The following is a 14,120-nucleotide window of genomic DNA, read 5'->3' as shown; positions in this document are numbered from 1 at the left end:
CCGAACAAGGAATTACAATCATTTCCGGACGAGCAGAAGACAAAAAAATAGGCTGGAACGATGTGCATTGCACTTGTTCGAGCCTCAAAACAAAGGGGGGAATACTAGAAAGTCTTGTAGCTATAGGATGGCCAGCTTCCAAAATCTTTATACATCCTTTTTAAATTATTTTTGATAAAGTAGGAAAGAGTATGAATGAGTGCAGAAAAAATGTAGAGGGGACAAACCCTTTTTTGATTCCTGAAGGGATTTGTGATATAATCTACAATTGCGTGCAAATGGAGAAAAAATATATATAATTAGGAGTGTTTCCATGTCAACAAAATATGAAGCAGGTAACGTTTTAACTGGTAAAGTTACAGGCATCCAGCCCTACGGTGCGTTCGTAGCATTGGATGAAGAAACTCAAGGATTAGTCCACATTTCCGAGATCACTCACGGATTTGTAAAAGATATCAACGATCACTTGAAGCTGGGAGATGAAGTTCAAGTTCAGGTTCTTTCTGTTGACGAAAACGCTGGAAAAATCAGCCTTTCAATCCGTGCGACTCAAGAAGCGCCAGCACAGGAAGAAAAACCACAAGCAAAAGCTAAAAAGCCTCGCCGTCAAGGCAGCGTAAAGCCTGCAGCGCAGACAACTGAAGCGCCAACAGGATTCAATACGCTTAAGGACAAGCTTGAAGAGTGGATCGAGCAGTCTGAACGCCAGGACTTGATCCAAAAATAATAACAATGGAACTCGCCAATTACGGCGAGTTTTTTTGTGTCCTGATTTACCGGTCTATTTCATATTTCCGGATTCTATATTGCAGGTTCTGCCTGCTCATCCCCAATGCTTTAGCGGTTTTCGTGATGTTTTGGCTGTGATGATTAAGGGCCTTGTGGATGTAGTAGATTTCTGCCTCTTTGATATATTGCTCCAGCGGTTTTATCTCTGTTCCACCTTCAAGGTTCAAACTGTTTTGCGTCTCTCCGATAGCTCTTTGCCTAAAGTATATTGGCAGGTGTTCCGTATTGATTTCTGTTTCAGATCCCATCATGCTCATCCCGGATTCTATGATAAGCTCCAATTCCCTTACGTTCCCCGGCCAGTCATATTCCTCGAAAAGCCCCGATACTTCATCAGATGCTTGTTCTACATGCAGACCAAATCTCTCATTGTATTTGCTGATAAAGTCCATAACAAGGAGTGGGATATCTGTTTTTCTCTCTTTTAGAGAAGGAATAAAGATCGTGAATGGGCTCAACCGGTAAAAAAGGTCCTTTAGGAGCCTGCCGGATGAAATGGAATCGATGGGATCTTCATTTATCGTCATGATGATCCTAGCTTGCAATGGAACGCCTGCACCTGTCTCATCTCTTGTTATCACTTTATCTTGAACAACTTTTAAAAGCTTTTCCTGAAGAGGAATGGATAGTGAATTTATTCCTTCTAACAGGAGTGTTCCTCCGAGTGCCTGTTCAAAGAGAGAGGAGGGATGCCCATCTTCTTTAGTTCCAAAACAAATGGTTTCCTTGAGGCTGCTGCAGTTCTGTACGATAAATGGCCCGCTGCTATTTGGACCTTCATGATGAAGGATGGATGCAAAAAGGCTTTTGCCGGTTCCGGGATTCCCGTAAATGAGAACGGGTTCCCCTGATGCTGCTAATTGCCTGCATTGGCTAATGGCTTGATAGATTCCTTTACTTTTTCCGATTATACTCAAAAACGACTGTGTGGGATCAGAATTGGTATGCTCCCTCATAATCCTCTCAAGTTTCGTCACATCTCTGGCAATTTCCATGGCGCCGATCAGCCTGCCGTTGTCAAAGATAGGGTAAGTATCGTTGATGGTTGTGATTTCATGCCCCTTATTATTGAAATACGTCTGTTTGACATTCACTATCGGTTCACCCGTATTCAGTACTTTCATAAGGGTGCTTTCCTCAAATTGATGAAACTTAAAGACATCCAAAATATTTTTATCGAGTACATCAGAGATTTCCATTCCCTCGATCTGCCTCATTTTTTTATTATAGATGATCGTCCTTCCTTCTGAATCAATGGCATGGACGCCTGAATCAATCGCATCGATGATTTTTTCATAAATGAACAAAGACTGCTTCATCTTCTGCCTCCTTAATAAGATGCAAAAATCAGCCAAAAGAAAATGCTTGAAAAACGCAACATTATTTTGCATTATTATATATGTAAGGGTTTTCTTAACGCAAATTTTTTTTGCACTCGCATATCCTGAATCAATAGAAGTTCTGAATTTAATTTATCAGTGTGCTATGAAAGGGAGGATATAAAATGATTAATTACAAACACGAACCATTTACTGATTTTTCAAATGAAGAGAATCAAAAAGCCTATGAAGCGGGACTGAAGACAGTCGAGGGCTATTTAGGCCAGGACTATCCGCTTGTCATCGGCGGAGAGCGCATCACGACAGACGACAAGATCGTCTCCATCAACCCAGCCAATAAAGAAGAATTGATTGGACGCGTGTCCAAAGCCAATAAAGATCTAGCAGAAAAAGCAATGAACACCGCTTATGAAACATTCCAGACTTGGCGCAAATTCAAGCCTGAATCCCGTGCGGACATCCTGTTCCGTGCCGCAGCGATCATCCGCCGCCGCAAGCATGAATTCTCCGCGCTTTTGACAAAAGAAGCAGGAAAGCCTTGGAACGAAGCAGATGCTGATACAGCGGAAGCGATTGACTTCCTGGAGTTCTATGCACGCCAGATGCTTAAAATCAAAGACGGCGTGAAAGTGGAAAGCCGTCCGGGCGAATTCAACCGCTACGGCTACATTCCATTGGGCGTAGGCATCGTCATCTCCCCTTGGAACTTCCCGTTCGCGATCATGGCAGGTACAACAGTTGCGGCCATCGTGACAGGAAACACCGTTCTCTTGAAGCCGGCATCCACAACGCCAGTCGTGGCAGCGAAATTCGTTGAAGTCATGGAAGAAGCAGGACTTCCAAAAGGCGTCTTGAACTATGTACCGGGAAGCGGTGCGGAAGTGGGCGACTATTTGGTTGACCATCCGAAGACACGCTTCATCTCCTTCACAGGATCCCGCGACGTCGGTGTCCGCATCTATGAGCGCGCATCCAAAGTGAACGAAGGCCAAATCTGGCTGAAGCGCGTCATCGCGGAAATGGGCGGAAAAGATACGATCGTTGTCGACAGCGATTCCGATCTTGAGTTGGCAGCGAAGTCCATCGTGGCTTCTGCATTCGGATTCTCCGGCCAAAAATGTTCGGCATGTTCTCGCGCGATCGTCTTGGAAGACGTCTACGATACGGTTCTTGACCGCGTCGTTGAATTGACGAAAGAATTGACAGTCGGCAACCCGGTTGACCGCTCCAACTTCATGGGGCCTGTCATCGACCAGGCGGCGTTTGACAAGATCATGAGCTATGTGGAAATCGGCAAAGAAGAAGGCCGTTTGATGGCAGGCGGAGAAGGCGACAACTCCACTGGCTTCTTCGTACAGCCAACGATCTTTGCAGACTTGAAGCGCGAAGACCGTCTGATGAAAGAAGAGATCTTCGGACCGGTTGTAGCGTTTGCCAAAGCAAAGGACTTCACAGAAGCGATCGAAATCGCCAACGATACCGACTACGGTTTAACAGGTGCGGTCATCACGAACAACCGTGCACACATCGATCAGGCGAAGGAAGACTTCCACGTCGGCAACCTTTACTTCAACCGCGGCTGCACAGGCGCGATTGTCGGCTACCAGCCGTTCGGCGGATTCAACATGTCCGGAACTGACTCCAAAGCGGGCGGCCCAGACTACCTAATGCTTCATATGCAAGCGAAAACTACATCAGAAATGTTATAAGATAGAAAAGCGGAAGTGCCTTGAAAGCTGCGACATGCATAAGACGGAACTCGAAGGAAATCCTGATTTCCGTAGAGTAATGGCTAATGACCTCGAGCAGCTAGGCGCTGAAGCTGGACATTGAATAAAAGGGCTGGCTTTCTTTAGCCAGCCCTGTTTTAAAATAATGAACTTCATGAATGGAGGAATTAGCATGATTAAAACAAATGAAATCATTGAACAGACAGAACGTTTCGGTGCACCGAACTATCATCCTCTGCCAATCGTCATCTCAGAAGCTGAAGGTGTGTGGGTGAAAGATCCTGAAGGAAATAAATATATGGATATGCTCAGCGCCTATTCTGCGGTAAACCAAGGGCATCGCCATCCAAAAATCATCCAGGCATTGAAGGATCAGGCGGATCGCGTCACTTTGACATCCCGTGCCTTCCATAATGATCAGCTTGGGCCTTGGTATGAAAAAATCTGCGAATTGACAAATAAAGAAATGGCTCTCCCGATGAATACTGGAGCCGAAGCCGTTGAAACTGCCATCAAAGCGGCACGCAGATGGGCATACGATATTAAAGGCGTCCCTGATGGCCAGGCAGAAATCATCGCATGTGTCGGGAATTTCCATGGCAGGACGATGACGGCTGTTTCACTTTCCTCTGAAGAAGAATATAAACGCGGTTTTGGGCCGATGCTTCCGGGCATCAAGCTGATCCCATACGGGGATTTAGATGCATTGAAAGAAGCAATTACGCCAAATACGGCTGCATTCCTTATTGAGCCGATTCAAGGAGAAGCAGGAATCGTCCTGCCTGAAGAAGGATTTTTAAAGGCTGCGCATGAATATTGCAAGGAAAATAAAGTCCTCTTCATCGCAGATGAAATCCAGGCTGGCCTTGCACGCTCCGGCAAAATGTTTGCGTGTGAATGGGAAGATGTCGATCCGGATATGTACATCCTTGGAAAAGCCCTCGGCGGCGGGGTATTCCCGATTTCCTGCGTAGTGGCAAATAAAGAGATTTTGAATGTATTCAACCCTGGTTCACATGGTTCCACATTCGGAGGCAATCCAATGGCTTGTGCCGTGTCTGTAGCTGCATTGGATGTGCTGATCGATGAAAAGCTTGCAGAGCGTTCCTTGGAGCTCGGCGAATACTTCATGGATAAGCTGAAAGAAATTGAAAATCCAATGATCAAAGAAGTCAGGGGAAGAGGACTGTTCATAGGTGTCGAGCTGAAAGAGCCGGCGCGTAAATATTGTGAAAGTCTTAAAGAGCAGGGATTACTATGCAAAGAAACCCATGATACAGTAATACGCTTTGCTCCACCGCTTGTCATTTCAAAAGAAGAATTGGACTGGGCGATCGAAAGAATCAAAAATGTGCTTTCTTAATGTGTTAAAATGACAGCATAAAGAAACTACAAAAAGAGGCGAATAGTGATGGAGAACCTGAACTTATTTACATCAACTCAAGAAGTCATTAAGGAAGCGCTCACAAAACTGGGCTATGATGAGGCACTTTATGAATTATTAAAAGAACCTTTAAGAATGCTGACAGTCCGCATCCCCGTCAGAATGGATGATGGTAAAATAAAAGTATTCACAGGGTATCGCGCCCAGCACAATGATGCTGTAGGCCCTACAAAAGGGGGCGTCCGCTTCCATCCTGAAGTAGATGAAGAAGAAGTAAAGGCACTTTCTATGTGGATGAGTTTGAAATGCGGGATTGTCGACCTGCCATATGGGGGAGGAAAAGGCGGGATCATCTGCGATCCCCGCACCATGTCCATGAGCGAGATTGAGAGGCTGAGCCGTGGATATGTGCGTGCAATCAGCCAAATTGTCGGACCTACAAAAGACATACCGGCACCGGATGTTTATACAAATTCACAAATCATGGCTTGGATGATGGATGAATACAGCCGTTTGAGAGAATACGATTCTCCTGGATTCATCACCGGGAAGCCGATTGCCCTGGGCGGATCTCAAGGCCGTGAAAAAGCTACAGCTCAAGGGGTTACCATCTGCATCGAAGAAGCAGCTAAGAAAAAAGGAATAGATATTAAAGGTGCACGTGTCGTCATTCAAGGATTTGGGAATGCAGGAAGCTTTTTAGCTAAGTTCATGCACGATGCTGGCGCACAGGTTGTCGGGATCTCCGATGCATACGGCGGACTGCATGATCCAAATGGCTTGGATATCGATTATCTATTAGATCGCCGAGACAGCTTCGGTACGGTTACGACTCTATTCGAAAACACAATTTCCAACCAGGAACTGCTTGAATTGGAATGTGATATCCTTGTGCCTGCTGCAGTCTCCAACCAGATTACTGCAGATAGTGCACATTCAATTAAAGCGTCTATTGTCGTTGAAGCTGCAAATGGTCCAACAACTCTAGAGGCAACAAAGATTCTTTCTGATAAAGGCATCCTCCTTGTGCCGGATGTCCTTGCGAGCGCTGGAGGCGTTACTGTATCCTACTTTGAATGGGTACAGAACAACCAGGGCTACTATTGGACAGAAGAAGAAGTAAACGAAAAACTGCGCAAAAAATTAGTGGAATCCTTTAACAACGTGTATGAAACAGCTGAAAACCGCAGAATCAACATGCGTCTAGCTGCCTACATGGTCGGTGCACGCAAAATGGCCGAAGCGTCGAAATTTAGAGGATGGGTATAAGAAAAGCGGAAGCGCCTTGGTCAGCCCCGACCAGCATAAGACGGAACTCGAAGGAAATCCTGATTTCCGTAGAGGAGCGGCTTATGACTCGAGGGGCTAGGCGCTGTAGCTGGATCATAAGAAAAGCAAAGACACCCGAGGATTAATCCTGGGTGTCTTTGCTTTATATATAGGCGCTTAGCGAGTTGCACGCGGTTCTGGATCGCGCTCAAGCTCTTCGCTCGGTTTGAATAATAGACCGAGGTTGATAAGCCCGGCGATTCCAACTAAACCATAGATAATGCGGGAAAGTGCAGCTCCTTGTCCACCGAATATAGCTGCGACCAAGTCGAATTGGAAGAACCCAATTAGCCCCCAGTTGATGGCGCCGATAATGGTAAGAACAAGTGCAATACGTTGAATTCCACTCATGTTGTTTCCTCCTTAACAAATAGCTACGTCTTTAGATTCTGACGAGCTTACTTAAATTATTCATCAACTTCTTGTTTTTTATGCAGCTGCAAACGTATGGCCGAGCATCTTTTTTGCAAATGCTAGTTCTGTGGTTAATAATGATGCCAAGGAGGGATTTTTGTAATGAATGAATTTACTTTTTATAACCCGGTAAAATTAATATTTGGAAAAGATCAATTATCAGAGTTGAAAAATGAGCTTCCCCAATACGGAAAGAAAGTTCTTCTTGTATATGGCGGGGGAAGCATCAAGAAAAGCGGTCTTTATGATAAAGTAGTAGCAGAATTAAAGGAAATGGATGCAGAAGTATTTGAACTTGCAGGAGTGGAACCTAACCCTCGTGTAACAACTGCACGCAAAGGGATTGAAATCTGCAAGAAAGAAAATATCGATGTATTGCTCGCAGTCGGAGGCGGAAGCGTCATTGACTGTACGAAATTGATCGCTGCAGGTGCAAAATATGACGGAGATGCTTGGGATCTTGTAACGAAAAAAGCATTTGCTGAAGAAGCACTGCCATTTGGTACGGTGCTGACTTTAGCTGCCACTGGTTCTGAAATGAACGCTGGTTCTGTCATAACAAACTGGGAAACAAATGAAAAATACGGATGGGGAAGCCCGGCAACATTCCCTAAATTCTCTATTTTGGATCCCCAAAATACGTTTACTGTTCCAAAAAACCATACCATTTATGGAATGGTGGATATGATGTCCCACGTTTTTGAACAATATTTCAACAACGCCGACAATACACCTGTACAGGATCGCATGTGTGAGGGCGTCTTGAATACGGTCATTGAAACAGCTCCAAAATTAATTAATGACCTGGAAAATTATGAACTTCGCGAAACCATTCTTTATGCTGGAAATATTGCATTGAATGGTATGCTGCAAATGGGATACAGAGGTGACTGGGCTACGCATAACATCGAGCATGCAGTTTCAGCTGTCTACGATATTCCACATGCAGGCGGATTGGCTATCCTGTTCCCTAACTGGATGAAGCACAATCTTGATGTAAATCCTGCCCGCTTCAAGCAAATGGCTGTCAACGTATTCGGAGTAGACCCAGAAGGGAAATCCGATAAAGAAGCAGCCCTTGAAGGAATCGAAAAGCTCCGCGAATTCTGGAGTTCAATCGGTGCGCCGTCTCGACTTGCCGACTACGACATCGATGACAGCAAACTCGATGCCATCGCAGATAAAGCCATGTCTAATGGTGAATTCGGCAACTTCACAAAATTGAATCGTGACGATGTCATGTCCATCTTGAAAGCTTCTTTATAAAAAGAAGATGAAGGCTGCTCTTTTATGGAGCAGCCTTCTTTTATTCGACAATATTCGAGGAAAATCGGGTGGTGCCTGTCACCACCCGATTTATTTCCATAAAAAAATTATAATTGGATACGCTTACAGTACAGGGGATTTCTTGATTATCATCCCAGCTTTCGATAAAGTGATAAAAGACCATTAATTAAACGGAGGAAATTTCATGACACATATTAAATTTGACTATTCCAAAGCTCTTTCGTTTTTCGGCGAACATGAACTTACATACTTGCGTGATGCAGTCAAAGTCGCCCACCATTCCCTGCATGAACAAACAGGGGCAGGAAATGATTTCTTAGGCTGGATCAATCTTCCGTCTGACTACGATAAAGAAGAATTCTCCAGAATCCAAAAGGCTTCTGAGAAAATCAAGAATGATTCAGATATCCTGCTTGTCATCGGAATCGGCGGTTCGTACCTTGGTGCACGTGCGGCTATCGAAATGCTGAACCATAGCTTTTACAATGCATTGTCTAAAGAAGACCGCAAGACGCCTCAAGTCTTCTTTGTAGGAAATAATATTAGTTCCACTTACATGAAGGATTTAATGGACCTTTTAAAAGGAAAAGACTTCTCCATCAATGTTATTTCCAAATCAGGGACGACAACGGAGCCGGCATTGGCATTCCGCATCTTCCGCAAGCTTTTGGAAGAAAAATATGGTGTAGAAGAAGCAAAGGGACGCATTTATGCTACAACTGATAAAGCAAAAGGTGCATTGAAAACCTTGGCAACAGAAGAAGGCTATGAGTCATTCATCATTCCGGATGACGTCGGCGGCCGCTACTCTGTATTGACTCCTGTGGGACTTCTGCCGATTGCTGTAAGCGGCGTGAACATCGAAGATATGATGGACGGTGCCAAAAAAGCAAGTGAAGACTTCAGCCATTCAGAGATCGAAGACAATATTGCATATCAATATGCAGCTGTAAGAAACGTCCTTTACAACAAAGGGAAAACGATTGAAATGCTGATCAACTACGAACCAGGACTTCAATATTTTGCTGAATGGTGGAAGCAGCTGTTCGGTGAAAGTGAAGGGAAAGATCAAAAAGGCATCTATCCTTCATCTGCGAATTTCTCTACAGACCTGCATTCTTTAGGTCAGTATGTACAGGAAGGAAGACGCGACATCTTCGAAACAATCATCAAAGTGGATGAACCGCGCCATGAATTAACCATTGAAGAAGAAAGCAATGATCTCGATGGTTTGAATTATTTAGCTGGTAAAACGGTCGATTTCGTCAACAACAAAGCATTCGAAGGAACGTTGCTTGCCCATACAGACGGAGGAGTTCCAAACTTGATCGTAGAAATCCCTGCGATGGATGCCTATACATTTGGCTATTTAGTTTATTTCTTTGAAAAAGCATGCGCTATGAGCGGATACCTGCTTGGCGTCAATCCATTTGACCAGCCAGGGGTTGAAGCGTACAAAGTGAACATGTTTGCTCTCTTAGGCAAACCTGGCTTCGAAGAGAAAAAAGCAGAGCTTGAAAATCGTCTGAAGTAATACAGTGAAATAAGAAACCTTGGCAGAATTGGACTGCCAAGGTTTTTTTATATATGTGGAAAGAAAGGGAATAGTACGGCCGCTGCCATGAGAAACTAAGAAAAATATGCTTAAGGGAGTGCAGCAGCAATGATTGAATTAGAATCACGAATTGAAGGGCAGCATTACCAATTATATAAATTAGAACAGCTATTAAAACCGCTTGGCTATACCATTGGCGGCAATTGGGAATATGATCATGGCTGCTTTGACTATAAGATTGATGATGAAGTAGGCTATCAATTCTTGCGCCTGCCATTCACATCCATTGATGGCCAGTTGGATGCCAGAGGTGCCACTGTAAAATTAGGCAAGCCGTATTTGTTATCCCATAAATATCAGCGCGGGCTGGATGATCATGCGAATATCTTCAACGTTTCTGCATCGTTCAACCAATTCCAGGAACCGGTGGATAAAGACGCAAGCTTCCCGGAAGAGTATATTTCGGTTGGAAAAGAATTGGTTAAGGAACTGGAAGAGGTTTTATTAGATTAATCAGATATGACAAGCAGCTGATCATTCAAATGGATTTTGTCATCAGGAGGAGGGTTCACAATAGAATTCTCCCCTCTTTTATATCCTAAAAGCATTACCCTTTGTTCAGATAAAATCCTGCTGATTTCGTTAAATGGACGATCCATCCAGTCCCGGTCAACGGAAATGAATTTTAAACTGCTGCCTTTTAATTGATTGAGCATGATCAAAAGGCTTGATGCCATTCCGTGTGCTAAAATGCTATTCATCATGACATAGCTAGTTTGTTTATTCGTTTGGATGATTTCATCAGCTCCGGCGCGTTCTGCATTCAGTACATGTTCAGCAGTCAAAATTTCAACAATGCTGTGTACTTCTGGATTTATCCCTTTGACAGCAATCAGCGTTAAAATGGTATTCATATCCGCTTGATATTCAGGGGTGTTCTGATCAGCAGTTACTAAAAGCAATTCAGCAGATTTTGCATTTGCCTTAGTGAGAACATGATCGTAAAAAGGTTTTCCTTTAATGAAATGGACATGCATTCCGGGAAAGGGGTTTTCTGTTAGAGAGTCATCAATGAGAACGATTTGTGCTTCATTCTTTAACTGAATGAGCTGGTTGATGACATCTCGGGATCGTTCATTCCAGCCAATGATCAATGTCTGTTTTTTACCGATATAAAGGGATTTCCCTTGTTTAAGTGTATTCTGAGTGTTGATAGCAGTCGTAGCAAGAGTGGCAAAGTAGGAGGAAAGGAAGCTTGCCCCCACAAGAATCAGTAATATGCCAACGAGCCTGCCTGCAGTAGTATGTGGTGTGTAGTCACCATATCCTACAGTAGAAGCTGTGATGATTGCCCACCAAATTCCATCGAATGTGGAAGGGAATGTCTTGGGCTCCACAAGGTGGATGACAAATCCAAAAAGGATAATGGAGAAGACTGCCATAAAGAAAATCCTTGGGAGAAGCGGCCAGCGTGAAAAAGTCTGATAAAGATATGTTGCCAAGAAATATCAGCTCCTATATACAAATCGCATTGACCAGTATGCCCATTATGAAATTCCCTCATAACTTAACCCGCGCAAAAAAAGAACCGAAGAATCAATTCTTCGGTCCTCAGTTTGATTACAATTCCGCCAAGTCTTTCAGAAGAAGGTCGGCGAATGCTGCAGAAATCTTCTTCCCTTTTTGTGCAGAAACTTCATGTGCAAGAGCATTGGTATTGCCTGATTTTACTTTGGCTTTTAAGCTGTTCAAGATGCCGTGGTTTGTAATTTCTCCTTGATCAAAACCGTATTGGAGAAGTTCGTCCAAATGATCGGCATCCATTTTTACTGTCAACGTAAAGTCTTTCTCACTCGTGTTGCCTGCGTTATCCACAGCCGTAACGTGAAGTGTATGATCACCAACGGATAGACTCAATGGCTCAACAACGACTGGGTTGTCAACTTCCACACCATCCAATGTGATGGATAGTTTCGCCACGCCGCTGTCTTCATCCATTGCAAGTATGGTCTGGTTGAATCCTTCATATTGATAGAAAGTTGTTTGAGCAAGATCTTGAATGACTGGTGCTGTTGTGTCCATGTGTTCAAAATCAGTGATGCTCAATGGCTTCAATTGATATGTTCCTCTGAAGATAGAGGAGATACCGGAAATATTAGCTGTGTCTCCATTTTGAAGGGTTTCAAGAAGCTGATTCAACGAAACGCCAGTGCGGCTGTCAACTCTCACTCTTGTTGTAGAACCGTCAGCAGATACTGCATCGAATTCAAATGTGCCGCCAGCTGATTCTGGCAGATTCGCTATTTTTACATTTTCAAGTTTAACATATTGTCCTTGATTGGACGCATCCACAGCAGATACCGTTTTGGCAGCTGGGACTTCACTTGTCCCCAAGTTATCCACTTTAATCAAATCGGAAAGCTCCAATTCACCATTATAAAGGGAAGTGGTTCCTGTAAGCTTAACTTTATCGCCTTTATGGTAGTTGCTTTCTGATTGGTAGACATAAATTCCACCGGTATCATCCTGAAGGTAGAAACCTTCACCACCGAAAGTACCAGGTTCAGATGTGATGACACCTTCAACAGTGACGAGGTTTTTCTCACCAGCTGCCCTAGCTGCATCGATTGTCATCAAATCCGGGATTTTTGGACCTTGCTGATCTGGCAGCGGTTCTGAATTGACATTGCCAAACGTTACGCTTTCAGTCAATGCATTCTTACTGCCGACTTTCAGCCTTAAGTTTGCTGCGCCTTCCGTTCCTTTCACAACTGTAACATCCAGGTCTTTGAAAGCTTTTCCATTTTTATCGGCAGTTACGGAAAATTCACTGCTGTAGCCAGGACTTTTCGGATAGGTGCCATCTGCGCCTTTAAAGTAGCCGACTTGAGTACCGCCATCCAAGTATAGTCCGAGCTTCAATCCACTTACTGTTTCATTCGGCTGAAGATTGTCGAGCACTACACGGATCTGGAACTCCTGTGCATTCGGCAGGACACTTTGATGAACGAAAGAATATGCAGGCAAAGTAGCTGTCTTGTTCGATCCGTATGAACCAGCAGCAAATGTTGAAGAATCATACCATTTATAGCCTGCTTCCGGCGCTGACCATGGTTCTGATTGTGGTTCGGTTGATTTTTCCGGCTGTTCAAAATCAAGAAGCTTTGTAGGCTCGTCCAGCGTCAAGCCAGGAACTTGATCAAATCCTGTATAGTCTTCTTTAGTAGATAGCCAATTCACTAAATTGACGAGCAATGTTCCGTCGTTTTGCTCTTTAAACCCATCATAAGTCGTTTTTTTAGAGCCGTTTTCTTCACGAAGGTATTTAGGAGATGCATCTTCAACAGGTGAAGAATCCCCGATGAAAGCAGCTTTCCCTTTACCAACTTTTGAGACTGCCACGAAAGGACCTTCAGCTTTTCCGCCGCCTGCATAGACTCCTTGGTCAACGGCAAATCCCCAGCTCTCAGTAGTTTCAGGAAGATAGACAATCCCTTTTGCTTTTGTAGGATCTGTGATAGCAAGAGTCGAACCTGCATGCATCGCTACAGTGTCGACGCCTTCAGTGATTCCGAAAGCTTGGTCAGGAGCAACGATCTGATTCGCTGTAATATCACCTAATGCATTGTATCGGAAGCGTATCCCGAAGTTGTCGGATAGCCAGTCAGAACTTTCTACCCCTTGCATCGCAGCAGAGTTAGCTTCCTCTGTTGTCATTCCTTTAGCAGGGTTGTCCCATGCGCCTCTGCGGTAGCCGTTGAAGACTTCTGATGCATCCCAGCGGTTTTTGTTGCGGTCTGCATTATAGTGGTCGCCGATGAAGAAGATGCTTCCACCCTGATTGACATAGTCCAGCATCGCTTGCTGTTCAGATGTTTTATATGGAATGTTGGCTTCCCCGATGACAAATGCGTCATATTGTTGTAAATCGTCCAGTGTAATAGGTGTGCTTTTTCTTAGTTCCTTGACATAGTATCCTTTGCCTGCCAAAGCATTTCCGTAGTCCGAGAATCCACCATTGATGACCCAGTCAGCAGCACCTGCCGTCTGTCCATGTGTATTATCGAATAACACTTTCTTTCCGTTGGCCGCCACAGAAGGATTTATGTATGGTGCTGGATCCGCGGCTGTTTCTGCATGTGCAGCATTGTCATGGGCCATTGTGGAGAATGGCGCCAGCAAAGAAGCAGCAAAGACTAACTTCGAAAACTTATTGAAAAATTTCTTATTTCCCATTTTTTCAAATTCCCTCCTTTTCTACTACTATACATGAGCTTGCAACACCATAAAAA

The 14,120-nt window shown here is 44.1% G+C and carries 11 protein-coding genes; 7 read left to right on the top strand and 4 right to left on the bottom strand.

Features of this window, described 5'->3' with window-relative positions:
• The first annotated feature begins 313 nt into the window (after nucleotides 1-313).
• The gene (gene yugI, locus ABTV07_RS16245; protein ID WP_433744034.1) at nucleotides 314-727 is read left to right on the top strand and encodes a S1 domain-containing post-transcriptional regulator GSP13; all 414 of its coding nucleotides are present in this window, start codon (nucleotides 314-316) and stop codon (nucleotides 725-727) included.
• A gap of 46 nt (nucleotides 728-773) precedes the next feature.
• Here yugI and ABTV07_RS16240 read toward each other — a convergent pair whose 3' ends face one another.
• Nucleotides 774-2,108 carry a sigma-54 interaction domain-containing protein gene (locus ABTV07_RS16240; RefSeq protein WP_433744031.1) on the bottom strand — a complete coding sequence of 445 codons (1,335 nt, stop codon included), beginning with the start codon at nucleotides 2,106-2,108 and terminating at the stop codon, nucleotides 774-776.
• A 185-nt stretch (nucleotides 2,109-2,293) separates the two neighbouring features.
• On the opposite strand from ABTV07_RS16240, the gene pruA reads away from it, so the two are divergent.
• From pruA to ABTV07_RS16225, 3 genes are all read left to right on the top strand, one after another.
• Nucleotides 2,294-3,838, top strand: a complete 1,545-nt coding sequence (gene pruA / locus ABTV07_RS16235) for an L-glutamate gamma-semialdehyde dehydrogenase (protein WP_433744029.1) — start codon at nucleotides 2,294-2,296, stop codon at nucleotides 3,836-3,838.
• Nucleotides 3,839-4,031: 193 nt separating this feature from the next.
• Entirely contained in the window at nucleotides 4,032-5,222 is a 1,191-nt protein-coding gene (locus tag ABTV07_RS16230) for an ornithine--oxo-acid transaminase (protein WP_433744026.1), read from the top strand.
• A gap of 45 nt (nucleotides 5,223-5,267) precedes the next feature.
• Complete coding sequence (locus ABTV07_RS16225; protein WP_433744023.1) at nucleotides 5,268-6,512, top strand: Glu/Leu/Phe/Val family dehydrogenase; 1,245 nt, start codon at nucleotides 5,268-5,270, stop codon at nucleotides 6,510-6,512.
• Nucleotides 6,513-6,689: 177 nt separating this feature from the next.
• On the opposite strand, the gene ABTV07_RS16220 is transcribed toward ABTV07_RS16225, so the two are convergent.
• Nucleotides 6,690-6,923: a DUF378 domain-containing protein gene (locus ABTV07_RS16220; protein WP_114747341.1), complete on the bottom strand. Its 234-nt coding sequence runs from the start codon at nucleotides 6,921-6,923 to the stop codon at nucleotides 6,690-6,692.
• Between the two features lie 165 nt (nucleotides 6,924-7,088).
• On the opposite strand from ABTV07_RS16220, the gene ABTV07_RS16215 reads away from it, so the two are divergent.
• From ABTV07_RS16215 to ABTV07_RS16205, 3 genes are all read left to right on the top strand, one after another.
• Entirely contained in the window at nucleotides 7,089-8,252 is a 1,164-nt protein-coding gene (locus ABTV07_RS16215) for an iron-containing alcohol dehydrogenase (protein ID WP_433744020.1), read from the top strand.
• Nucleotides 8,253-8,457: 205 nt separating this feature from the next.
• The gene (locus tag ABTV07_RS16210; protein ID WP_433744017.1) at nucleotides 8,458-9,807 is read left to right on the top strand and encodes a glucose-6-phosphate isomerase; all 1,350 of its coding nucleotides are present in this window, start codon (nucleotides 8,458-8,460) and stop codon (nucleotides 9,805-9,807) included.
• 129 nt (nucleotides 9,808-9,936) lie between these two features.
• A complete protein-coding gene (locus tag ABTV07_RS16205) occupies nucleotides 9,937-10,341 on the top strand; it encodes a YugN-like family protein (protein ID WP_433744014.1) in 405 nt (134 codons plus the stop codon).
• Here the strand turns inward: ABTV07_RS16205 and ABTV07_RS16200 are convergent.
• Together ABTV07_RS16200 and ABTV07_RS16195 are read right to left on the bottom strand one after the other, a co-directional pair.
• Nucleotides 10,338-11,330, bottom strand: a complete 993-nt coding sequence (locus ABTV07_RS16200) for a potassium channel family protein (protein WP_433744011.1) — start codon at nucleotides 11,328-11,330, stop codon at nucleotides 10,338-10,340. The genes ABTV07_RS16205 and ABTV07_RS16200 overlap by 4 nt on opposite strands.
• Nucleotides 11,331-11,448: 118 nt before the next feature.
• The gene (locus ABTV07_RS16195; protein WP_433744008.1) at nucleotides 11,449-14,064 is read right to left on the bottom strand and encodes a DUF5689 domain-containing protein; all 2,616 of its coding nucleotides are present in this window, start codon (nucleotides 14,062-14,064) and stop codon (nucleotides 11,449-11,451) included.
• Nucleotides 14,065-14,120 lie beyond the last annotated feature (56 nt).

Source organism: Falsibacillus pallidus (genome assembly GCF_050990905.1).
Lineage (GTDB): Bacteria > Bacillota > Bacilli > Bacillales > DSM-25281 > Falsibacillus > Falsibacillus pallidus_A.
The sequence above is the reverse complement of the archived record's forward strand: the minus strand, read 5'-3'. Positions and strand labels throughout refer to the sequence as shown.

Bases quoted from the DNA above. Each gene is read 5' to 3' on its own strand.
- ABTV07_RS16220 (WP_114747341.1), bottom strand. From the start codon at position 6,923: ATGAGTGGAATTCAACGTATTGCACTTGTTCTTACCATTATCGGCGCC.
- ABTV07_RS16195 (WP_433744008.1), bottom strand. From the start codon at position 14,064: ATGGGAAATAAGAAATTTTTCAATAAGTTTTCGAAGTTAGTCTTTGCT.
- ABTV07_RS16210 (WP_433744017.1), top strand. From the start codon at position 8,458: ATGACACATATTAAATTTGACTATTCCAAAGCTCTTTCGTTTTTCGGC.
- ABTV07_RS16215 (WP_433744020.1), top strand. From the start codon at position 7,089: ATGAATGAATTTACTTTTTATAACCCGGTAAAATTAATATTTGGAAAA.
- yugI (WP_433744034.1), top strand. From the start codon at position 314: ATGTCAACAAAATATGAAGCAGGTAACGTTTTAACTGGTAAAGTTACA.
- pruA (WP_433744029.1), top strand. From the start codon at position 2,294: ATGATTAATTACAAACACGAACCATTTACTGATTTTTCAAATGAAGAG.
- ABTV07_RS16240 (WP_433744031.1), bottom strand. From the start codon at position 2,108: ATGAAGCAGTCTTTGTTCATTTATGAAAAAATCATCGATGCGATTGAT.
- ABTV07_RS16205 (WP_433744014.1), top strand. From the start codon at position 9,937: ATGATTGAATTAGAATCACGAATTGAAGGGCAGCATTACCAATTATAT.
- ABTV07_RS16230 (WP_433744026.1), top strand. From the start codon at position 4,032: ATGATTAAAACAAATGAAATCATTGAACAGACAGAACGTTTCGGTGCA.